This is a genomic window from Ralstonia sp. SA306, from assembly GCF_054792405.1.
In genome coordinates this window covers 2,095,879-2,118,146 of the sequence record NZ_CP096451.1, presented here as the reverse complement: position 1 = coordinate 2,118,146, position 22,268 = coordinate 2,095,879, and the positions used below count along the sequence as shown (strand labels likewise).

21 protein-coding genes are annotated in these 22,268 nt (G+C 62.5%); 19 read left to right on the top strand and 2 right to left on the bottom strand.

Features of this window, described 5'->3' with window-relative positions:
- The first annotated feature begins 95 nt into the window (after positions 1–95).
- The 12 genes from M1D44_RS10145 (at position 96) to cysM (ending at position 12,012) form a co-directional block, all read left to right on the top strand.
- Complete coding sequence (locus M1D44_RS10145) at positions 96–1,004, top strand: prephenate dehydrogenase (protein WP_024976269.1); 909 nt, start codon at positions 96–98, stop codon at positions 1,002–1,004.
- Between the two features lie 25 nt (positions 1,005–1,029).
- A complete protein-coding gene (aroA, locus tag M1D44_RS10140) occupies positions 1,030–2,334 on the top strand; it encodes a 3-phosphoshikimate 1-carboxyvinyltransferase (protein ID WP_316853299.1) in 1,305 nt (434 codons plus the stop codon).
- 26 nt (positions 2,335–2,360) lie between these two features.
- On the top strand, positions 2,361–3,056 hold the full coding sequence (gene cmk, locus M1D44_RS10135) for a (d)CMP kinase (RefSeq protein WP_024976267.1): 696 nt from the start codon (positions 2,361–2,363) through the stop codon (positions 3,054–3,056).
- A gap of 135 nt (positions 3,057–3,191) precedes the next feature.
- Positions 3,192–4,880 carry a 30S ribosomal protein S1 gene (rpsA, locus tag M1D44_RS10130; protein WP_004629196.1) on the top strand — a complete coding sequence of 563 codons (1,689 nt, stop codon included), beginning with the start codon at positions 3,192–3,194 and terminating at the stop codon, positions 4,878–4,880.
- A gap of 45 nt (positions 4,881–4,925) precedes the next feature.
- Complete coding sequence (locus tag M1D44_RS10125) at positions 4,926–5,354, top strand: integration host factor subunit beta (RefSeq protein WP_024976266.1); 429 nt, start codon at positions 4,926–4,928, stop codon at positions 5,352–5,354.
- A gap of 181 nt (positions 5,355–5,535) precedes the next feature.
- Positions 5,536–5,859, top strand: a complete 324-nt coding sequence (locus M1D44_RS10120) for a LapA family protein (RefSeq protein WP_004629192.1) — start codon at positions 5,536–5,538, stop codon at positions 5,857–5,859.
- 3 nt (positions 5,860–5,862) lie between these two features.
- Positions 5,863–7,137: a lipopolysaccharide assembly protein LapB gene (lapB, locus tag M1D44_RS10115; protein ID WP_112185404.1), complete on the top strand. Its 1,275-nt coding sequence runs from the start codon at positions 5,863–5,865 to the stop codon at positions 7,135–7,137.
- A gap of 64 nt (positions 7,138–7,201) precedes the next feature.
- Positions 7,202–8,566 (top strand): UDP-glucose dehydrogenase family protein, encoded by a 1,365-nt coding sequence (locus M1D44_RS10110; RefSeq protein WP_316853300.1) that lies wholly within the window; start codon positions 7,202–7,204, stop codon positions 8,564–8,566.
- A gap of 38 nt (positions 8,567–8,604) precedes the next feature.
- On the top strand, positions 8,605–9,537 hold the full coding sequence (gene rfaE1 / locus M1D44_RS10105; protein ID WP_024976263.1) for a D-glycero-beta-D-manno-heptose-7-phosphate kinase: 933 nt from the start codon (positions 8,605–8,607) through the stop codon (positions 9,535–9,537).
- A 10-nt stretch (positions 9,538–9,547) separates the two neighbouring features.
- The gene (gene rfaD, locus M1D44_RS10100) at positions 9,548–10,543 is read left to right on the top strand and encodes an ADP-glyceromanno-heptose 6-epimerase (protein ID WP_316853301.1); all 996 of its coding nucleotides are present in this window, start codon (positions 9,548–9,550) and stop codon (positions 10,541–10,543) included.
- Positions 10,544–10,681: 138 nt separating this feature from the next.
- A complete protein-coding gene (locus M1D44_RS10095; protein ID WP_316853302.1) occupies positions 10,682–10,999 on the top strand; it encodes a ComEA family DNA-binding protein in 318 nt (105 codons plus the stop codon).
- A 110-nt stretch (positions 11,000–11,109) separates the two neighbouring features.
- Positions 11,110–12,012, top strand: a complete 903-nt coding sequence (gene cysM, locus M1D44_RS10090) for a cysteine synthase CysM (RefSeq protein WP_024976260.1) — start codon at positions 11,110–11,112, stop codon at positions 12,010–12,012.
- A 66-nt stretch (positions 12,013–12,078) separates the two neighbouring features.
- Here the strand turns inward: cysM and mltB are convergent, their stop codons facing one another.
- Complete coding sequence (gene mltB, locus M1D44_RS10085; RefSeq protein WP_316853303.1) at positions 12,079–13,203, bottom strand: lytic murein transglycosylase B; 1,125 nt, start codon at positions 13,201–13,203, stop codon at positions 12,079–12,081.
- Between the two features lie 131 nt (positions 13,204–13,334).
- Here mltB and M1D44_RS10080 point away from each other — a divergent pair, with 131 nt between their 5' ends.
- The 7 genes from M1D44_RS10080 to M1D44_RS10050 all read left to right on the top strand — a co-directional run bounded on the left by M1D44_RS10080 (position 13,335) and on the right by M1D44_RS10050 (position 20,845).
- Positions 13,335–14,258 carry a histone deacetylase family protein gene (locus tag M1D44_RS10080; protein ID WP_024976258.1) on the top strand — a complete coding sequence of 308 codons (924 nt, stop codon included), beginning with the start codon at positions 13,335–13,337 and terminating at the stop codon, positions 14,256–14,258.
- A 166-nt stretch (positions 14,259–14,424) separates the two neighbouring features.
- Positions 14,425–15,474, top strand: a complete 1,050-nt coding sequence (locus tag M1D44_RS10075) for a methionine ABC transporter ATP-binding protein (RefSeq protein ID WP_024976257.1) — start codon at positions 14,425–14,427, stop codon at positions 15,472–15,474.
- Positions 15,464–16,117 carry a methionine ABC transporter permease gene (locus M1D44_RS10070; RefSeq protein WP_024976256.1) on the top strand — a complete coding sequence of 218 codons (654 nt, stop codon included), beginning with the start codon at positions 15,464–15,466 and terminating at the stop codon, positions 16,115–16,117. The genes M1D44_RS10075 and M1D44_RS10070 overlap by 11 nt, the downstream gene beginning before the upstream one ends.
- Positions 16,118–16,150: 33 nt before the next feature.
- Positions 16,151–16,951, top strand: a complete 801-nt coding sequence (locus M1D44_RS10065; RefSeq protein WP_316853304.1) for a MetQ/NlpA family ABC transporter substrate-binding protein — start codon at positions 16,151–16,153, stop codon at positions 16,949–16,951.
- 189 nt (positions 16,952–17,140) lie between these two features.
- Positions 17,141–17,890 carry an electron transfer flavoprotein subunit beta/FixA family protein gene (locus tag M1D44_RS10060; protein ID WP_024976254.1) on the top strand — a complete coding sequence of 250 codons (750 nt, stop codon included), beginning with the start codon at positions 17,141–17,143 and terminating at the stop codon, positions 17,888–17,890.
- 65 nt (positions 17,891–17,955) lie between these two features.
- Positions 17,956–18,891 (top strand): electron transfer flavoprotein subunit alpha/FixB family protein, encoded by a 936-nt coding sequence (locus M1D44_RS10055; protein ID WP_024976253.1) that lies wholly within the window; start codon positions 17,956–17,958, stop codon positions 18,889–18,891.
- Between the two features lie 169 nt (positions 18,892–19,060).
- The gene (locus M1D44_RS10050; protein ID WP_316853305.1) at positions 19,061–20,845 is read left to right on the top strand and encodes an acyl-CoA dehydrogenase; all 1,785 of its coding nucleotides are present in this window, start codon (positions 19,061–19,063) and stop codon (positions 20,843–20,845) included.
- A 65-nt stretch (positions 20,846–20,910) separates the two neighbouring features.
- Here M1D44_RS10050 and M1D44_RS10045 read toward each other — a convergent pair whose 3' ends face one another.
- On the bottom strand, positions 20,911–22,200 hold the full coding sequence (locus M1D44_RS10045; RefSeq protein WP_316853306.1) for a D-amino acid dehydrogenase: 1,290 nt from the start codon (positions 22,198–22,200) through the stop codon (positions 20,911–20,913).
- Positions 22,201–22,268: the final 68 nt, after the last annotated feature.

Here is a 22,268-nt window from a genome sequence, read left to right as displayed (position 1 = left end):
TTCTATCGCAACCGCTGCAGCGCCCCGTATCAGGCTCGGGCGCCGCGCACATCGGGCTACAATGCCGCTTTGCTTTTTTCTGGCAGGGCGATGTTGTGGCCTCTTCTTTTTCCAGTTCCCGGTTGGTGATTGTCGGCGTCGGTCTGATCGGCGGTTCACTGGCGCTGGGCTTGCGTCGTGCGGGGGTGGTTGGGCATGTCGTAGGCGTCGGGCGATCGGCCGCATCGCTTGAGGCGGCGATCCGTCTTGGCGTGATCGACGAAGCCCTGCCGATGGAAGAGGCCGTGCGCGGCGCCGACATGGTCGTGCTGTGCGCGCCCGTCGCGCAGACGCTGCCATTGTTGCTCGCCATGCAGCCGCATCTGGGCCCGGACACCATCGTCACGGACGCTGGCAGTACCAAGTCCGACGTCATCATGGCCGCCAAGACGGCGCTGGGCGATCAGGTCAGCCAGTTCGTTCCGGCCCACCCGATTGCCGGCCGCGAGCTGAACGGCGTGGAGGCTGCGCTGCCCGATCTCTATGTCGGCAAAAAGACCGTGCTTTGCCCCCTGCAGGAAAATCGGCGCAGCGACGTTGCCCGTGTGCAGGCGATGTGGGAGGCGGCGGGAGCGTATTGCCACATCATGTCGGCCGTGCAGCACGACGCCGTGTTCGCCGCCGTCAGCCACCTGCCGCACGTGCTGTCATATGCGCTGGTCGCGCAGATCATCAATGCAGAAGACGGGGCGCTCAAGCTCGATTTTGCCGGTGGCGGCTTCCGCGATTTCACGCGCATCGCCGCATCATCGCCCGAGATGTGGCGTGACATCTGCCTGTCGAATCGCGATGCGCTGCTGCGCGAACTCACAACGTACGAAGCGGTGATCGGGCGTCTGAAGGCGATGATTGCGGAGCGCGACGGTGTCGCGCTCGAGCGCGTGTTCCGCCGTGCCAGCGAAGCGCGCTTGGCGTGGCCGCAACGTGCGGCACCAGGAAATGCCACTGGCGCACAACCTGAATAACGTTTGTTTTGAACTGAGTGGATTCATGGAATATCTGGACGTCGGTCCGCTGAAGACGGCGCGCGGCACCATCAAGCTGCCGGGCTCGAAGAGCATCTCCAACCGTGTGCTGCTGCTGGCTGCACTCGCGCAGGGTGAAACCGCGGTGCGCGACCTGCTCGACTCTGACGACACGCGCGTCATGCTCGATGCGCTTGGCAAGCTGGGCGTCTCGGTCGAGGGCCTGGGCGACAACGCATACCGTGTCACCGGCACTGGCGGCCGCTTTCCGAACAAGTCGGCTGATCTGTTCATGGGCAACGCCGGCACAGCCATCCGCCCGCTGACGGCCGCGCTGGCGCTGCAAGGCGGCGAGTACACGCTGCACGGCGTGCCGCGCATGCACGAGCGGCCGATTGGGGACTTGGTCGACGGGCTGCGCCAAGTTGGCGCGCGCATCGACTACACGGGCAACGCTGGCTATCCGCCGCTGGCGATCCACGTCGCACCGGTCAAGATCGACGCACCGATCCGCGTGCGCGGCGATGTGTCAAGCCAGTTCCTGACGGCATTGCTGATGGCGCTGCCGCTGGTCGAGTCTGCCGGCAATGTCACCATCGAAGTGGTTGGCGAGTTGATTTCCAAGCCCTATATCGAGATTACGCTGAACCTGATGGCGCGCTTCGGCGTGCAGGTCGTGCGCGACGGCTGGGCGTCGTTCACCGTGCCGACCGGCGTTGCCTACAAGGCGCCGGGTGAGATCTTTGTGGAAGGCGATGCTTCGTCCGCGTCGTACTTCCTGGCCGCCGGCGCGCTTGGTGGTGGGCCGGTGCGTGTGGAGGGTGTGGGCATGTCTAGCATCCAGGGCGACGTCCGCTTTGCCGACGCGCTTAACCGCATGGGCGCCAACGTCATGGCCGGCGGCAACTGGATCGAAGTGCGGGGCGCCGAGCGGGACGACGGCAAGCTGCACGCCGTCGAGTTGGATTGCAATCACATTCCAGATGCGGCAATGACGCTGGCGGTGGCCGCACTGTTTGCCGACGGCACGACCACGCTGACCAATATTGCGAGCTGGCGCGTCAAGGAGACCGACCGGCTGAGCGCCATGGCTACGGAACTGCGCAAGCTTGGCGCCGAGGTGGAGGAGGGTCCCGACTACATTCGCGTGACGCCTCCGTCGCAATGGACCCCGCCGGCCGGCGGCATCGACACCTACGATGACCACCGCATGGCGATGGCTTTCTCACTGGCGGCGTTCGGCCCAGTGTCCGTGCGTATCAATGACCCGCGCTGCGTCGCCAAGACGTTCCCAGAATATTTCACGGCGTTCGGCGGCATCACCGCTTGAATCGCAATTAACTGTCTGAGTTCATCATGTCCGAAACCGCTGCTTCCATGCCGTATCCGGTCATCACCATCGACGGACCGACCGCATCTGGCAAGGGCACGGTCGCTCACCAGATCGCTGATCTGCTCGGTTTTCACCTGCTAGATAGCGGCTCGCTGTACCGATTGGTGGCGCTCGCCAGCATGCGCGAGAACATCGACGACCACGACGTTGAGAGTCTTGTGCGTATCGCACGCGAACTCGATGTGCGCTTCAAGGCAGATCACATCTGGCTCAAGGGCGAGGATGTGAGTTTGGCGCTGCGCCATGAGTCCGTTGGCAACCAGGCTTCGGCGATCGCCGTGCATGGCGCGGTGCGTGAGGCGTTGCACGCACGTCAGCGGGCGTTCTTGGAAGCGCCCGGTCTCGTGGCCGACGGTCGCGATATGGGCACGGTGGTTTTCCCCGAAGCGGTGCTCAAAGTGTTCCTGACGGCAAGCGTGCAGGCACGCGCCGAGCGGCGCTATAAACAATTGATTGCAAAGGGTTTTTCTGCTACAGTGGAAAGTCTTTCGCAGGACTTGGAGGCGCGTGATTTGCGGGATCGCACCCGTAGTGTCGCGCCGCTGCGTCCGGCGCAAGATGCGCGGCAACTGGATTCGTCCGACATGACGGTCGATGAAGTGGTCGCGCAGGTACTGGACTGGTACCGCCAAGTGCAGGGCGCCAACAAGGCGAACTGACTCGGCTGAACCGGTTCGATCGGTGCCGGTGGCATGTCGCCGCCGGCGGTTGTTCAACTTATAACCCCGCATGCGTGTCTTCGCCCATTCTGTGCGAAAGCAATGCGAGGCATGTTCTGCGGATGCCTATTTTTTATGTCCCAAACTAACGAATCTTTTGCCGCCCTGTTCGAAGAGTCGATCGCCAAGTCCAATATGAAGGCTGGCGAAGTGATCTCTGCGGAAGTTGTGCGTATCGACCACAACTTCGTCGTTGTGAACGCGGGCCTGAAGTCTGAAGCTTTTGTTCCGGTCGAAGAATTCCTGAACGACCAGGGCGAGCTGGAAGTGCAAGTCGGCGACTACGTTTCGGTCGCGATCGACGCACTGGAAAACGGCTACGGCGACACCATCCTGTCGCGCGACAAGGCCAAGCGTCTGGCTTCGTGGCTGAACCTTGAGAAGGCACTGGAATCCGGCGAGATCATCTCCGGTACGGTGACTGGCAAGGTCAAGGGCGGCCTGACTGTCATGGTCAACGGTATTCGTGCATTCCTGCCGGGTTCGCTCGTCGACGTGCGTCCGATCAAGGACACCACGCCGTACGAAGGCAAGACCCTCGAATTCAAGGTCATCAAGCTGGACCGCAAGCGCAACAACGTTGTGCTGTCGCGCCGTGCCGTGGTTGAAGCCACGCTGGGCGAAGAGCGTCAGAAGCTGATGGAGACGCTCAAGGAAGGCGCGATCGTCAACGGTATCGTCAAGAACATCACCGACTACGGCGCGTTCGTGGATCTGGGTGGCATCGACGGTCTGCTGCACATCACCGACCTGGCATGGCGTCGTGTGCGTCACCCGAGCGAAGTGCTGTCGGTTGGCCAGGAAATCACCGCCAAGATCCTCAAGTTCGACCAAGAGAAGAACCGCGTCTCGCTGGGCGTCAAGCAACTGGGCGAAGATCCGTGGGTCGGCATCTCGCGCCGCTACCCGCAAGGCACCCGTCTGTTCGGCAAGGTGACCAACCTGACCGACTACGGCGCATTCGTCGAGATCGAAGCTGGTATCGAAGGCCTGGTCCACGTGTCGGAAATGGACTGGACCAACAAGAACGTGGCCCCGTCGAAGGTTGTCCAACTGGGCGACGAAGTGGAAGTCATGGTTCTGGATATCGACGAAGACAAGCGTCGTATCAGCCTGGGCATGAAGCAGTGCAAGGCCAACCCGTGGGACGATTTCGCACGCAACCAGAAGAAGGGCGACAAGCTGGCTGGCCAGATCAAGTCGATCACCGACTTCGGCGTGTTCATCGGTCTGCCGGGCGGCATTGACGGCCTGGTGCACCTGTCGGACCTGTCGTGGCAAGAGACTGGCGAAGAAGCCGTTCGCAAGTACAAGAAGGGCGACGAAGTGGAAGCTGTTGTGCTGGCCATCGACGTCGACAAGGAACGCATCTCGCTGGGTATCAAGCAACTGTCGGGCGACCCGTTCAACAACTTCATCTCGACCAATGACAAGGGTTCGATCGTGCAGGTCACGATCAAGGCCGTTGATCCGAAGGGTGCCGTGGTGCAGCTGGCTGACGACGTTGAAGGCTACCTGCGCGCCTCGGAAATCTCGAGCGACCGCGTGGAAGATGCCCGCAACGTGCTGAAGGAAGGCGAAACGATGACCGCGATGATCGTCAACATCGATCGCAAGTCGCGCAACATCAACGTCTCCATCAAGGCGAAGGACAGCGCTGACCAACAGGAAGCGATGCAGAAGTTCTCGGCGGATACCGGCGCAGCTGGTACCACGAACCTCGGCGCGCTCCTGAAGGCCAAGCTGAACGAAACCAATCAGTAAGCATCAATCGGGTCGACCCTAAAGAACGACGAGGACGCGCGCAAGATGCCCATGACCAAGTCCGAACTCGTGGAAAAGCTGGCCGCCCGCTTCCCGCAGCTGCTGCTGCGGGATGCCGATATCGCGGTCAAGACGATCCTGGATGCGATGTCCGACGCCTTGGCGGACGGCCACCGCATCGAGATCCGCGGATTCGGAAGTTTCGGTCTGAATCGTCGTCCGCCGCGTGTCGGTCGCAATCCCAAGTCGGGCGAGAAGGTGCTGGTACCCGAGAAGCGGGTGCCGCACTTCAAGGCGGGCAAGGAGTTGCGCGAACGGGTTGACCGCAGCCTGGAGCGACAAGGCGAGCCTTCTTCGGAGGGCGAGCCTGCCGTGTCGCTTGCGGCTGTAAAGGCTGTGCGACAGACTGACAGCACCCGCCAGACTGCCGGTTTTCCAGTAGACACGGTGGTGCCGCTAGCCATGTCGCGCTAAGCCTAGGTAGTACTTGGTAGTTTCAAGAACGCCCCGCTTGTCGGGGCGTTTTTTATTCCGACGATGCTTGTCTGCCGCCAAGCCCGGCGTGGCTGGCCGCCATATGAATCCGCTACAATGCGGCACAACCCGGCAATCGCGCCGTTTCCGGCTGTTCACCGCCGTCCGTTTCCGAATCCGCATGAAATTTCTCGTCTGGGTCATCCGCATTCTGTTGTTCGTGCTGCTCTTCGTGCTGGCACTGCACAACACGGCGGAAGTCTCGCTCGTGCTCCCGTTTGGCGTGGTATGGCATGCACCGTTGATCCTGATCGCCTTGGCATTCTTTGTCGCCGGCATCTTGTTGGCCATGCTGGCGATGGCACCGCGCGTGATGCGGCATCGCTTTACGGCAAGCCGCTTGCGTCGCCAGATCGGTCGCATGAAGAAGGCCGAAGAGGTGACCGAGGTGCCGACGCCCGTGGTCGCCGATTCTCCGTATCACGTTCCCGGCCCCAAGGTCTGACGCATGGATTTTGATCTCTGGTGGCTGCTGGCCATCCCCCTGGTGTTTGGCTTGGGTTGGGTGGCTGCTCGGCTCGATGCCCGCCAGTTGCGCACCGAACAATCGTCGCTGCCGCGTTCGTATTTCAAGGGTCTGAATTTCCTGCTCAACGAGCAGCCGGACAAGGCCATCGACGCTTTCATTGAAGTTGCGCGTCTCGACCCGGAGACCACGGAGCTGCACTTTGCGCTCGGTAGCCTGTTCCGCCGGCGCGGCGAAACCGAACGCGCTATCCGCGTTCACCAAAATCTCGTCAACCGTCCCGATCTACCCCCCAATGAGCGCGATCACGCGTTGTTTGAACTGGGACAGGATTTCCTGCGCGCGGGCCTGCTGGATCGCGCAGAGGAATCCCTGCGGATGCTGATGGAAGGCACATTCGCCGAGCCGGCCAAGCGCGTGCTGCTCGAGTTGTACGAAATCGAGAAGGAGTGGCGCAAGGCCATTGACGCAGCGCGCGAATTGCAAAAGCTGCAAGGCAAGGATTACGCCGTGCAGATTGCGCAGTTCTGCTGCGAGGTCGCGCAGGAAGCGCTGCAGCGCAAGGACGTGCCGACTGCCGTCGAGTGGCTGGAACGTGCCCTGCAGGAAAATCCCAAGAACGTGCGCGCTACCATCCAGTTGGGCGATGTGGCGCAAGGGCGGGGTGACGTTGAAGGCGCCATCAAGCGTTGGCGCAGCATTGAACAACAAAACACGGCGTTCTTGCCGCTGGTGGCTGAACGCCTGATGAAGGCGTACACGCAGATTGGCCGTGCCGCCGAGGGACTCGCTTGGCTGCGCTCCAAGATGGATGCGCGCCTGGGCCCCGAACTGCTCGACACCGTCTACAAATACGAACTGGATGTCCACGGTATCGACGATGCCGTGGCGTTGATGCGCGATCAGATCCGCCGCCAGCCCTCGTTGATGGCGTTGACGCGGCTGGTGGAAGCCGAGGCGACGCGCGCCTCCGAGGCGGTTGGGCATGAAGCGCCCGCGACGGCCGATGTCGCCGAAAGTGCGCTCGCAGACCCCGTTGAAGCGGGCAGCAATGCCGACATTCAGCGCGCGCAGGATCTCGGTGCCATTCGCGATTTGCTGCAAAGCCGTACGCGCAATCTGGCGCGCTATACCTGCCAGGAGTGTGGTTTCCGGGCGCGGTTGTTCTATTGGCAATGCCCCGGCTGCAACCGCTGGGAAACGTATGCACCGCGCCGGACCGAGACGCTCGGCGGCAGCGGCGGCGCCAGCATGTAACTCAGTCCGGCGTGGCGTGTTTGTAGCGGCCGCGCTGGCGCTTTTTTAATCTTTAAGTGTTCGTATGAAAATCACCATCATCGGTAGCGGTTATGTCGGTCTGGTCACCGGCGCTTGTCTGGCAGAGCTGGGCAACGATGTGTTCTGCCTCGACGTCGACCAGAAGAAGATCGATCTGCTCAACGCCGGCGGCGTGCCCATCTACGAACCGGGTCTGAAGGAGCTGATCGAGCGCAATCGCGCGGCCGGCCGCATCCAGTTTTCGACCGACGTGGCTGCCAGCGTGGCGCACGGCGACGTGCAGTTCATTGCTGTGGGCACGCCGCCAGATGAAGACGGTTCGGCCGACCTGAAGTACGTGCTCGCGGCCGCCCGCAACATCGCCCAGCACATGACGGGCTTTAAGGTGATCGTCGACAAATCGACGGTGCCGGTGGGAACGGGTGACAAGGTGCGCGCTGCGGTTGGTGAAGTACTGGCAACGCGCGGCAAGTCGGACGTCGGCTTCTCGGTGGTGTCGAACCCGGAGTTCCTGAAAGAAGGCGCCGCGGTGGACGATTTCATGCGCCCGGACCGCATCGTGCTCGGCACGTATGGCGATAACGACGGCCTACGCGCCAAGGCCATCATGCGCGCCCTCTACGCGCCGTTCAACCGCAACCACGAACGCACGTTCTACATGGACGTGCGCTCCGCCGAGTTCACCAAGTACGCCGCCAATTCAATGCTTGCCACGCGCATCTCGTTCATGAACGAGATGGCCAATCTGGCCGACAAGGTGGGCGCGGATATCGAACTCGTTCGCCTGGGCATCGGCTCAGACCCGCGTATCGGCTACAGCTTTCTCTACGCCGGCACTGGTTACGGCGGTTCGTGCTTCCCGAAGGATGTGCAGGCGCTGGTGCGCACGGCGCAGGAGTACGGTCAGACGCTGCACGTGCTGGAAGCCGTTGAAGCGGTCAACGACAAGCAGAAGGAAGTGCTGGTCGACAAGATCGAAGACCGCATGGGCGCCGATCTGACCGGCCGCACCTTCGCCATTTGGGGCTTGGCTTTCAAGCCGAACACCGACGACATGCGCGAAGCACCGAGCCGCATCCTGATTGCTGCGCTGCTGGCGCGTGGCGCGCGGGTGCAAGTGTATGACCCGGTTGCGATGGAAGAAGCCCGCCACGCGTTGGCACTCGATCTTTCTGCCGAGCAACTGGAACGTGTGACGTTCTGTGCCGGTCAGATGGACGCGCTCAAGAATGCCGACGCGCTGGTCATCGTGACCGAGTGGAAGGCGTTCCGTAGCCCGGATTTCAACGCCGTGAAGGCCCTGTTGAAGACCCCGATGGTGTTCGACGGCCGCAACCTGTTCGAGCCGCAAGCCATGCGCGACGCGGGCTTTGAATACCAGGCCATCGGGCGCTCCACCCAATCGTAATCACCGAGACCCACCGGCCGCTGCCGACGCCCAGACCCATGACCACGCTCGCTTCCGAACAGATCCACGCCGCCCGTATTCTCGTGGTCGGCGACATGATGCTCGACCGCTACTGGTTTGGAGACGTCGATCGGATTTCGCCGGAAGCACCGGTACCGGTCGTGCAGATCAAGCGTCAGGAAGAACGCCTGGGTGGTGCCGCCAACGTGGCGCGCAACGTGGCGGCACTGGGCGCGCAGGCCACCATGCTCGGGGTGATTGGCGACGACGAGCCGGGCCGCACCATCGAAACGCTGCTTGGCGAGAGCCACGTTACGGGTCACCTGCATCGTGACCCGGCGGTCAACACGACGATCAAGCTGCGCGTGCTGGCACGTCAGCAACAATTGATCCGCGTCGATTTTGAGAACGCACCCACGCACGAAGTGCTGATGTCGGTGCTCGATCGTTTCGCCACGCTGGTGCCGCAGCACGATGTGGTGGTGCTGTCGGACTACGGTAAGGGCGGTCTCACGCACGTCGGCAAGATGATCGAGACGTCGCGCCAAGCGGGCCGCCGCGTGCTTGTCGACCCGAAGGGCGATGACTATTCGCGCTACAAGGGTGCCACCATGATTACGCCCAACCGTGCCGAGATGCGCCAGGTGGTGGGTTCATGGAAATCGGAGCAGGACCTCACCATCCGTGCACAGAACCTGCGTCGCGAGTTGCAGCTCGAGGCGCTGTTGCTCACCCGCTCGGAAGAAGGCATGACGCTCTACACGGAGCACGAGGTGCTGCACGTGTCGGCGCAGGCGCGCGAAGTGTTCGACGTTTCCGGCGCCGGCGATACCGTGATCGCCACACTGGCCACGCTGCTGGGCGCGGGCGCCAACATCAAGGAAGCCGTGCAGTACGCGAATCGCGCAGGCGGCATCGTGGTCGGCAAGCTGGGCACGGCTGTCGTCACCCACGCAGAACTCTTCAACTGATCACCTGATCATGACCATCATCGTCACCGGCGCGGCAGGCTTTATCGGCGCCAACATCGTCAAAGGCCTGAACGAGCGCGGCGAGACCGACATCATCGCCGTCGACAACCTCACGCGGGCCGACAAGTTCAAGAACATCGTCGACTGCCAGATCAGCGACTACCTGGACAAGACCGATTTTGTCGAACGCTTTGCCCGCGGCGAGTTCGGCAAGGTCCGCGCGATCTTCCATGAGGGCGCCTGCTCCGACACCATGGAGACCGATGGCCGCTACATGATGGACAACAATTACCGCTACTCGCTGGCGGTGATGCGCGCGTGCCTGGACCAAGGCGTGCAGTTCCTCTATGCGTCGTCGGCAGCCACATACGGCGCGTCGGAAACGTTCCGCGAAGAGCCCGAGTTCGAGCGGCCGCTCAACGTGTACGGCTATTCCAAGCTGCTGTTCGACCAGATCGTGCGCCGTGTCATGCCGACGGCGCTGTCGCAGATCGTCGGCTTCCGCTACTTCAACGTCTACGGTCCGCGCGAGCAGCACAAGGGTCGCATGGCGTCTGTGGCGTTCCACAACTTCAACCAATTCCGCGCAGAAGGTACCGTCAAGCTGTTCGGCGAGTACAACGGCTACCCGCAAGGTGGCCAAATGCGCGATTTCGTGTCCGTGGAAGATGTGGTGAAGGTCAACCTGTTCTTCTTCGACAATCCGGACAAGTCGGGCATCTTCAACCTCGGTACGGGCCGCGCGCAGCCGTTCAACGACATCGCCACGACGGTCGTGAACACGTTGCGCGCAGCGGAAGGCAAACCGGCGCTTTCCACCGAAGAACTGGCACAGGAAGGCCTGATCGAGTACGTGAAATTTCCGGATGCGTTGCGCGGCAAGTACCAGTGCTTCACGCAGGCGGACCAGTCGCGCCTGCGCGCGGCGGGCTACACGGCGCCGTTCCTGACGGTGCAGGAAGGCGTGGAGCGTTACTGCCAGTGGCTGTTGAAGCAGCCGGCCTGATCGCATAGCACCTCAACAATAAGACCGCGTGTGACTTTTTGTCTGCGCGCCGCAGCATCGCCAAGATGCTCTTTAAGATGTGCCGAAACCGCCGCTCACGTGGCGGTTTTTTTTGTTCCCTATACCAAGGAGAAGCACATGTTGAAGAAGCTGTTGGCCACCGCGTTGATGTCGCTGTCGATGCTGTCGGTCTCGTGGGCCGCGGTAGATGTGAATACTGCAGATCATGCTGCGCTCGAGACGCTGTCCGGCATCGGTCCCAAGCGTTCCAAGTCGATCATTGAAGAGCGCACCAAGAACGGCCCGTACAAGGACGCCGCCGACTTCAAAGCTCGCGTGTCCGGCATTGGCGACAAGACGCTCGTCAAGCTGGAGAACGAAGGTTTGACGTTCGGTGCTCCGGCACCGGCGCCGGCCACAGCCAAGAAGGACGGCAAGGACGCGAAGAAGAAATAAGTCTGCGATCATCTGCCGACAACGCCCCGCCCCGAGCGGGGCGTTTTGCCATGTGCGGGGGAGGGATTTGGGCTGCATTACAATGCTTTGATTCCCGTCCCCCACGCATCATGGCCTATCTCACCATTGAAGACACCATCGGCAACACGCCGCTGGTTCAGCTCCAGCGCATTCCCGGCGAAGGCAACGCGCGCCGCGGCAATGTCATCCTCGGTAAACTCGAGGGCAATAACCCCGCCGGTTCGGTCAAGGATCGCCCTGCGCTGTCCATGATCAAGCACGCCGAAGCGCGTGGCCGCATCAAGCCGGGCGACACGCTGATCGAATCCACGTCGGGCAACACAGGCATTGCCCTGGCCATGGCCGCCGCCGTGCGTGGCTACAAGATGGTGCTGATCATGCCGGAAGACCTGTCGGTGGAACGCCGCCAAAGCATGGCCGCTTATGGCGCGGAGATCATCCTCACCCCCGTCAAGGGCGGCATGGAATACGCACGCGATCTGGCCGATGCGATGGAAAAGGAAGGTAAGGGCGTCATCCTCGATCAGTTTGCCAACCCGGACAACCCGCTCGCGCACTACGAGACCACCGGCCCTGAACTGTGGCGCGACACCGAAGGCCGCATCACGCATTTCGTTTCGGCGATGGGCACGACGGGCACGATTACCGGTGTCTCGCGCTTCCTGAAAGAGAAGAACGCCGACATCCAGATTGTGGGCGCACAGCCGGAAGAAGGCTCACGCATCCCGGGCATCCGCAAGTGGCCCGAGGCGTACATGCCGAAGATCTACGATCCGAAGTACATCGATCGCACCGAGCCGGTAAGTCAGTCCGATGCCGAGCACATGGCGCGTCGCATGGCTCGCGAAGAAGGCATCTTCTGTGGAATATCTGCGGCGGGTGCCTTGTGCGTGGCGCTGCGCGTGGCCGAGGAAGTCGAAAACGCGACGATCGCTTTCGTGGTGTGCGACCGAGGCGATCGCTACTTGTCGACGGGTGTCTTTCCCGCCTGACGACACGCCGCGTCGCCATGAAAAAAGCGCAGCCGAAGCTGCGCTTTTTTTTGCGTGGACGACGGATCACCCCTGCATCGCCTGCCGTACGGCCTGGCCCAGCTCATACACCGCGGCCGCGTAGAAGAAGCTGCGGTTGTAGCGCGTGAGCACGTAGAAGTTACGCAGGCCGACGCGGTATTCGGTTGGCTGCCCAGGCGTGGGCAGATCGATCATCAGCACTTCGGTTTCCTGCTCACGGGCGGCATCGACGCCCGGAGCCAGGGCCAGACCAGCGCGTGTGAGCCTGGACAACGTCATGCCGGGATACGGCTGGCCGTCTGCGGCCGCTGCCGCAATGCCCTGGCTGTCGGTATCGCCGGCAATGTTCCACATCACAGGGCGGTTCGGCTCCCAGCCGTGCATCTGCAGGAAGCGCGCGACGCTGCCGATGGCATCCACCGCACTGTTGCGCAGGTCGATATGGCCGTCGCGGTCGTAATCGACGGCGTATTCGCGGATGCTGGTCGGCATGAATTGCGGAATGCCGACTGCCCCCGCATATGAGCCAAGGATCGAGAACGCATCCGCGCCCGTGTCGCGGCACCAGAGCAGGAAGTCCTTGAGTTGGTTGCGGAACATCGTGCTGCGGTCTTCGCGGTTGGGCGTGTCGGGATAGTCGAAGGCCAGCGTGGACAACGCGTCCATCACGCGGAAATTGCCCATGTCTCGGCCGTAGATCGTCTCGACGCCCAGGATGCCCACGATCACGTCGGCTGGCACGCCGAATTCGTTCTCGGCGCGGCGCAGTGTGTCGCCGTATTGCTGCCAGAACCGCACGCCTGCGCCAATGCGGATCGGCTCGATGAAGCGGCCGCGATAGGCCGTCCAACTGCGACGCGCGGGCGTGGCCGGAGGCAGGATCAGGCGCGCCACCGTTGCGGAATAGGCCGTGCCCGCGAACAGCGTATCGAGCGATGTCCGGTCAAAGTTGTGCTGCGCGACCAGCATGCCGATAAAGGCCTGCGTTTGCGGGTTGTTGCGATAACGATCGGGGTCGATCTCTTCTTCATGCACCGCTACGCGGCGCTTGGGCGACTTTGCAGCTTTCTTGGCAGCCAGCGAGAGCGCCGGGAAAGAGAGCGCGGAGAGCGCTGCGCCAGCCACCAGGGCGCGCAATATGGGACGACGGGAAGAAGGCGATTGGCTCATGGGCAGGCTTCATACGGGATCGGGGCATTGTAGCGGATGCCTCTGCTGGATCGCCCAGGGTGCGCGGCGTTGTCGCGCAGCCGTGCTAACGTAGCGGCTGGAGACACTGAAGCACACCGGATCACAACAACATGGCGACCGGCCTCTACACGCATCCCGAATTCCTCCGGCACGAGATGGGACCGCACCATCCCGAATGCCCGGACCGCCTGCGCGCGATCGAAGACCAGCTCATCGCCAGCCGCATCGACGACCTGCTCGTTCCCTGCGAGGCGCCGCCCGCCACCGAGGCGCAGCTGTGTCGCGTCCATCGCACCGAATACGTGCGCGAGTTGGTGGCCAGCGTGCCGATTGCCGGCTATATGCCGATCGATCCCGACACCTCGATGAACCCGCACACTTATATGGCCGCAGTACTGGCCGCAGGTGCCGCGGTGGACGCCACCGACAAGGTTATCGCCGGCGAGCTGGAGAACGCATTCTGCAGCGTGCGCCCACCTGGCCATCATGCGGAACCGGGCCGTGCGATGGGGTTCTGCTTCTTCAACAACGTGGCTGTGGCCGCGCGTCATGCGCTGGACCATCACGGCTTGCAACGCGTGGCGATCGTCGACTTTGACGTGCACCACGGCAACGGCACTGAAGCGGCGTTCATCGATGAGCCGCGCGTGTTGATGTGCAGCATCTTCCAGCACCCGTTCTATCCGTATTCCGGCACGGAGGCGGTGGCGGCCAATATGGTGAACATCCCGCTGCCGGCCTACACGAACGGTTTGACCGTACGCGAAGTGGTGGAGACCATTTGGGTGCCTCGCTTGGAGGCGTTCCAGCCCGAAATGCTGTTCATCTCCGCCGGTTTCGATGCGCACCGCGAAGACGATCTCGGACAGATGGGCCTGGTCGAGGCCGACTACGCGTGGATCACGAAGCAACTCATGCAAGTGGCCCGCACGCACGCCAAGGGCCGCATTGTCAGTTGCCTCGAGGGCGGCTACAACCTCAGCGCGCTGGGCCGCAGCGTGGTGGCACATGTCAAGGCGCTGGCTGAGCTTTGAGCGCTCAACGATGACGAATCGTCGATGACATTCGAAAAAGTAATAAAGACATCGTTAAAGAATCGTTCCTCGCATGTAGGGCCTGCCTTACACTAGCGCCTCATTCAAACAAAAAAGAGACGGCAACGGCCTAGGCACAGGGCGGTTGCCGTTTTTGTCTGTACGCATGATCGAACTCAAGGGGATATCGCAGCACTTCCGGGGGGCGGGCGGCCATGACGTCCACGCGCTGCGCGAGGTGGACCTCACCATCGACCGGGGAGAAATCTTCGGCATCATCGGCCGCAGTGGTGCGGGCAAGAGCACGCTGGTCCGCGTCATCAATCTCCTGAACCGCCCAACGTCTGGCACTGTCACCGTGGCGGGGCAGGAACTCACCGCACTCAATGCCGACGGCCTGCGCCAAGCGCGCCGCAAGATCGGCATGATCTTCCAGCACTTCAACTTGCTGTCGTCACGCACCGTGTACGACAACGTGGCCCTGCCGCTGGAGTTGGCCGGTACGTCGCGTGAACGCATACGCGAGATCGTGTTGCCGCTGCTGGAACTGGTGGGCCTGTCTGCGCATAAGGACCGCTACCCCGCGCAGATTTCTGGTGGCCAGAAGCAGCGCGTTGGCATCGCCCGCGCGCTGGCCAGCCAGCCGGATGTGCTGCTCTCTGACGAGGCGACCTCCGCGCTGGACCCGGAGACGACGCGCTCGATTCTTGACCTGCTGCGCAAGATCAACCGCGAACTGGGTCTGACCATCGTGCTGATCACGCACCAGATGGAAGTCATCAAGCAGGTGTGCGACCGTGTGGCGGTGCTCGACGCTGGCCTGGTGGTGGAACTGGGCCGCGTGATCGACGTGTTCCTGAAGCCCGAGCATGACGTGACGCGCGCTCTCATCGGCGAGGTGATCTCGCAGGAATTGCCGGCCTCCGTTCTGGCGCGCGTGGAAAGCCGTCTCACCGCACGTGAGCACGGTGGTCGTGATCATCTGTTCCGCCTCGCCTTTACCGGCGCAGGCGTAGACCAGCCGGTGCTGGCGCAGGCGATCCGCAACTACGGGCTCGACTTCAACATCCTGCACGGCCATATCGACGAAATTCAGGGCCAGGCCTTTGGCTCGCTGGCGATCCTGGCGTCGGGCGAAACCGCCGACATCAATAACGCGATGAACTTCCTGCGCGAGCAAGGCGTGGTGGTCGAGGAGATCAATCATGTGGTCTGACCTGACCGATCTGTTCCTGCCGGCCTTCTGGGAAACGCTCGCCATGGTGGGCGTGTCGGGCGGCATTGGCGCGCTGTTTGGCGTGCCGCTGGGCGTGCTGCTGTATCTGACGACTTCGGGCGGCGTGCTGTCGGCGCCGATGTTCAACCGCGTGGCAGGCCTTGTCGTCAACGCCGTGCGCTCGGTGCCGTTCATCATCCTGCTGGTCGCGGTGATTCCGTTCACACGCTTGTTGGCGGGCTCGTCCATCGGCACCGCCGCGGCCATCGTGCCGCTGACGATTGCTGCGATTCCCTTTGTTGCACGCCTGGTTGAGACCGCGTTGCGCGAAGTGGACCGCGGCCTGATCGAGGCCGCCCAATCGATGGGTGCGACGACGGGTCAACTCGTCTACAAGGTGCTGTTGCCCGAGGCGATGCCGGGCATTCTCGCCGGCCTGACGATCACCTTCGTCAGTCTTGTCGGCTACTCGGCCATGGCCGGCACCATCGGCGGCGGCGGCCTGGGCGATCTGGGCATTCGCTACGGCTATCAACGCTACGAATCGGACATCATGTTGGCGGTTGTCGTCATCCTGATCGTTTTTGTGCAGGCGGTGCAATCGACGGGCGATTGGCTCGTGCGCCGCCTGAGCCACCGTTAATCACCCAATCGACAGACACAACGAGGAAACACAATGAATCGCCGTCAACTGCTGCAATGGTCCGCGAGCCTTGGTGCCGCACTGGCGTTGGTCGCAGGCAGCGCCCTGGCGCAGAGCAAGCCGATCAAGATCGGCGTGACCGCCGGCCCGCACGCAGAGATCATGGAAGAAGTGAAGAAGGTCGCCGAGAAGGACGGCCTGAAGCTCCAGATCGTCGAGTTCAACGATTACATCCAGCCGAACGCCGCCCTGGCTGCCGGTGATCTGGATGCCAACAGCTATCAGCACCAGCCGTATCTGGACGACCAGATTGCCACGCGCGGCTACAAGTTCGTAAGCGTTGGCCAGACCATCACCTTCCCGATGGGTATCTACTCGAAGAAGATCAAGTCGCTGAAGGAGCTGAAGGACGGTGCGCGCTTCGGCCTGCCGAACGATCCGACCAACGGAGGCCGCGCGCTCTTGCTGCTGCAATCGCAAGGCGTGATCAAGCTCAAGCCGAACGCCGGTTTCAAGGCCTCGCCCCGGGACGTGGCCGAGAACCCGAAGAAGCTGAAGTTTGTCGAGTTGGATGCCGCGCAACTGCCGCGCTCGCTGGATGATCTGGATGCCGCCGCTATCAACGGCAACTACGCCGAGAAGGCCAACCTGGACCCGACCAAGGACGGCATTGCCATCGAAAGCCCGAAAGGCCCGTATGCCAACGTGATCGCCATCCGCGCTGTCGACAAGGACCAACCCTGGGTCGCCAAGCTGGTGAAGGCGTATCATTCGGACGCCGTGAAGTCCTTCGTCAAGACGAAGTACAAAGATGCGGTGATTGTGGCCTGGTAATCACTTTGTGATTTCTCGGTGACCCGGTAGAGGGTTCTACCGAACAGATTGCCGGACGTTTGACTGGCGTCCGGCAAATTTTCGCGGTTAAAATAGCACGACCGTTCGGAAAAATTACGCGAGCGACCAGCCCCCCTTATAATGGCCGGCGTTTTGCAAAATCGTCTTATCAATTAGTGGAGTGAGCGCATGAAAGTCCTGGTCGCAGTCAAGCGCGTGATCGATTACAACGTCAAGGTTCGCGTGAAGACGGACGGCAGCGGTGTCGATCTGGCCAACGTCAAGATGAGCATGAACCCGTTCGACGAGATCGCCGTGGAAGAGGCGGTTCGCCTGAAGGAAGCGGGCATTGCTACTGAAGTGATCGCCGTCTCGTGCGGCGTGACGCAGTGCCAGGAAACCCTGCGCACCGCCATGGCCATCGGCGCTGATCGTGGCATTCTGGTCGAGACTGCCGAAGAGCTGCAGCCGCTGGCCGTCGCCAAGCTGCTCAAGGCACTGGTCGACAAGGAACAGCCGCAGCTGATCATCCTCGGCAAGCAGGCGATTGACGACGACGCCAACCAGACCGGCCAGATGCTGGCTGCGCTGGCCGGCCTGCCCCAAGCCACGTTTGCCTCGAAGGTGCAGATTGCCGACGGCAAGGCTTCGGTCACGCGTGAAGTGGACGGCGGTCTGGAAACCCTGTCGGTCAAGCTGCCGGCCGTGGTCACCACCGACCTGCGCCTGAACGAGCCGCGCTACGTGACGCTGCCGAACATCATGAAGGCAAAGAAGAAGCAGCTCGACACAGTCAAGCCGGAAGACCTGGGTGTGGACGTTGCACCGCGCCTGAAGACGCTGAAGGTGGTTGAGCCCGCCAAGCGCAGCGCTGGCGTGATGGTGCCCGACGTGGCAACGCTGGTGTCCAAGCTCAAGACGGAAGCCAAGGTGCTGTAAGCGGCGGGTTTGTAACCCTCCCGCAACTGCACGCAACTTCAAGCACACCGAACAGGCAGATCAAGATGACCGCACTCGTTATTGCTGAACACGACAATCAATCCATCAAGGCCGCGACGCTGAACACCGTGACGGCAGCCGCCCAATGCGGCGGTGACGTCCACGTGTTGGTGGCCGGTGCTGGCTGCGGCGCCGCTGCACAGGCCGCTGCGCAAATCGCCGGCGTGACCAAGGTGCTGGTGGCTGACGCGCCGCAGTTTGCCGATGGCCTTGCAGAGAACGTCGCCGAGCAGGCCCTGGCCATCGCCGGCAACTACAGCCACATCCTGGCGCCCGCCACCGCTTACGGCAAAAATATCCTGCCGCGCGTGGCCGCCAAGCTCGACGTGGCCCAGCTGTCCGACATCACCAAGGTCGACAGCCCCGACACGTTTGAGCGCCCGATCTATGCCGGCAACGCGATTGCCACCGTGCAATCGGCCGACAAGGTGAAGGTGATCACCGTGCGCGGCACGGCATTCGACCCCGCTGCCGCCACCGGTGGCTCCGCCGCAACCGAAAGCCTGACCGCCGTGGCTGACGCCGGCATCTCGCAATTCGTCTCGCGTGAAGTGACGAAGAGCGATCGCCCGGAACTGACTGCCGCCAAGATCATCGTGTCGGGCGGTCGTGGCGTGGGCTCCGGTGAGAACTACACCAAGGTGCTGACGCCGCTGGCGGACAAGCTGGGCGCTGCGCTGGGTGCCTCGCGTGCCGCAGTGGACGCCGGCTTCGTGCCGAACGACTACCAGGTCGGCCAGACCGGCAAGATCGTCGCGCCTCAGCTGTACATCGCCGTCGGTATCTCGGGCGCGATCCAGCACTTGGCTGGCATGAAGGATTCCAAGGTGATCGTTGCGATCAACAAGGATCCGGAAGCGCCGATCTTCCAGGTGGCGGACTACGGCCTCGTGGGCGACCTGAACGCCGTCGTGCCGGAGCTGGTGACCGCACTGGGCTGATTGCAACGCGCTGCGCGCATCAAGAGAAGCGCGCAGCAATGCCCGACGCAAAGCCGTTTCCGACCTGTTTGGAAACGGCTTTTTTTGTACGCGAGCGCCATCAGGAGAGTGCGTCACGCACTCGATGAGGCACTGTCCTGATCGCGCTTAACAAGAGTTGGAGAGAGACATGACCTATCAAGCCCCAGTCAAGGACATGCTGTTCGTGATGAACGAGCTGGCCGGCCTGGACAACGTCGCCAAGCTGCCCGGCTTTGAAGACGCCACCGCCGATACGGCCCAGGCCGTGCTGGAAGAAAGCGCGCGCTTCACCGGTGAAGTGGTTGCGCCGCTCAATGTGGAAGGCGACCGCAACCCGAGTAGCTGGAAAGACGGCGTCGTCACGGCCACCGCGGGTTTCAAGGAGGCCTTCGCCCAGTTCGGCCAAGGCGGCTGGCAGGGCGTGCAGCACCCGTTGGAATACGGCGGCCAGGGCTTGCCCAAGCTGATCGCCACGGCGTGTATCGAAATGCTGAATGCGGCGAATTTGTCGTTCGCACTGTGCCCGCTGCTGACGGATGGTGCCATCGAGGCGTTGTTGACGGCCGGCACCGAAGAGCAGAAACAGCTTTTCGTCCCCAAGCTTATCTCGGGCGAATGGACAGGCACGATGAACCTGACCGAGCCGCAGGCCGGGTCCGATCTGGCACTCGTACGCACGCGCGCCGAGCCGGTAGGCGACGGCACGTTCAAGATTTTCGGCACGAAGATCTTCATCACCTGGGGCGAGCACGACATGGCCGAGAACATCGTCCACCTTGTGCTGGCGCGTACGCCTGGCGCGCCCGAAGGCGTGAAGGGGATTTCGCTTTTCGTGGTGCCGAAGTTCATGGTCAATGAAGACGGTTCGCTGGGCGCGCGCAACGATGCGCATTGCGTGTCGATCGAACACAAACTCGGCATTAAGGCGAGCCCGACGGCCGTGCTGCAATTTGGCGATAACGGCGGGGCGATCGGTACGCTGGTCGGCGAAGAAAATCGCGGCCTGGAATACATGTTCATCATGATGAACGCGGCGCGTTATGCGGTGGGCATGCAAGGCATCGGCGTGTCGGAACGCGCGTATCAGAAGGCCGTCGCCTATGCGCGCGAGCGCGTGCAGAGCCGCCCGGTAGATGGCTCTGCTGCCAAGGCCGTGCCCATCATTCACCACCCCGACGTCAAGCGCATGCTGCTGACGATGCGTGCCATGACCGAAGGCGCTCGTGCGCTGGCCTACGTGGCCGCTGCAGCGTGCGATGCGGGCCATCACGCTGCCGATGATGCTGCACGCAAGCAGAACGCAGCGCTGTACGAATTCCTGGTGCCGATCGTGAAGGGCTGGAGCACCGAGATGTCGATCGACGTGACAAGCCTTGGTGTCCAGGTGCATGGCGGCATGGGCTTCATCGAAGAGACGGGCGCTGCGCAGTATTACCGCGATGCGCGCATTCTCCCGATCTACGAAGGCACCACCGCCATCCAGGCCAACGATCTGATCGGCCGCAAGACGGTGCGTGACGGTGGTGCGGTGGCACTCGGTATTTGCGCGGAAATCGCCAAGGTGGAAGCGGTGCTTGCGGCCAAGGGCGGTGCGCATTGCGAGGCGATGCGTACGCGACTGGCTGCTGGCCGCGAGGCAATGGAATCGGTGGTGCGTTTTGTGGTGGCCCAGACCAAGACGCAGCCGAACGCCGTGTTCGCCGGCAGTGTGCCTTACTTGCGCCTATGCGGGATCGTGCTGTCGGGTTGGCAGATGGCGCGCGCGCTGCTGGTGGCCCTCGACCGCGAGAGCGAAGACCCGAACTTCTATGGCGCGAAGATCGCCACCGCGCGCGTGTTCGCTGACGTGTTGCTCACGCAGGCATCCGGTATTGCGCAGAGCGTGCTGACGGGGGGCGAGACGATCGGTGCGATGCCGGAAGTGCAGTTCTAAGCGGCATCGGTAGGACAAAAAAGGGAGGCTTCGGCCTCCCTTTTTATTGCATGCAGCGTAGGTGATCAGGCCAGTGCGGGCTTGGTTGCCGGCATCGGCGTGCCGCCCAGGTAGCGATACACCGACAGGTCATCCGAGCGGATGGCAGGCGAGCGGCCGGACACCAGATCCGACAGCAGCTTGCCCGAGCCGCATGCCATGGTCCAACCCAACGTGCCGTGGCCCGTGTTGAGCCACAGGCCGCGCACGGGCGTCTGGCCGACGATGGGCGTGCCGTCCGGCGTCATCGGGCGCAGGCCGGTCCAGAACGAGGCGCGCGACACATCCCCGGCACCCGGGAACAGATCATTGACCACGAACTCCAGCGTCTTGCGCTTGCCCGGGTCCAGGCGCTTGTCATAGCCGACGATCTGCGCCATGCCGCCCACGCGGATGCGGTCCTCAAAGCGCGTCACGGCCACTTTGTAGGTCTCGTCCAGGATGGTGGACGCAGGGCTCTTCGCCGCGTCGGTCATCGGTACGGTGATCGAGAAACCCTTGAGCGGGTAGACCGGCACGTTCACCAGATTCTTCAGGAACGGCGTGCTGTAGCTGCCCAGTGCCACGACCACGAGATCGGCGTCGATCGGCTGGCCGTCGACCAGCGCGCCGCGTACGGCGTCGTTCTTGAAGATGAGGCTGTTGATCGTGCTGTTGAAACGGAAGCGCACGCCGAGCTCTTCCGCCATCGCGGCGAGGCGCGTGGTGAAGAGTTGGCAATCGCCTGTTTCGTCATTGGGCAGGCGCAAGCCACCGGCCAGCTTGTGGCGGGTCGAGGCCAGGCCTGGTTCACTGCGCACGAGGTCTTCGCGTGAAAGCAGTTCGTAGGGCACACCAGCACGCTCGAGCACGGCGATGTCGTTCGCGGCGCCGTCGAGCTGTTGCTGGGTGCGGAAGATTTGCAGCGTGCCTTGCTGGCGGCCTTCGTAGGCGATGCCGGTGTCGGCGCGCAGGTCGCGGATGCAGTCTCGGCTGTATTCGGCCAGGCGGACCATACGCTCCTTGTTTTGCGCATAGCTGGCGGCGTCGCAGTTGCGCAGCATCTGCCACATCCACTTGAGTTGGAAGAGCGTGCCGTCGGGGCGGATGGAGAGCGGCGCGTGCTGCTGGAACATCCACTTGATGGCTTTGAGCGGCACGCCCGGGGCGGCCCACGGCGACGCGTAGCCCGGCGAGATCTGGCCAGCATTGGCAAAGCTCGTCTCCAGCGCCGGACCGGCTTCCCGGTCGACGACGGTGACTTCATGGCCCGCGCGGGCCAGGTAATAGGCGCTGGTCACGCCAATCACGCCGCTGCCAAGAACGAGCACGCGCATGGTGATACTCCCCAGAGATGCATTTGCGATAGATGTCGCTATCCTATTCGTACAAGACCAGCAATTGT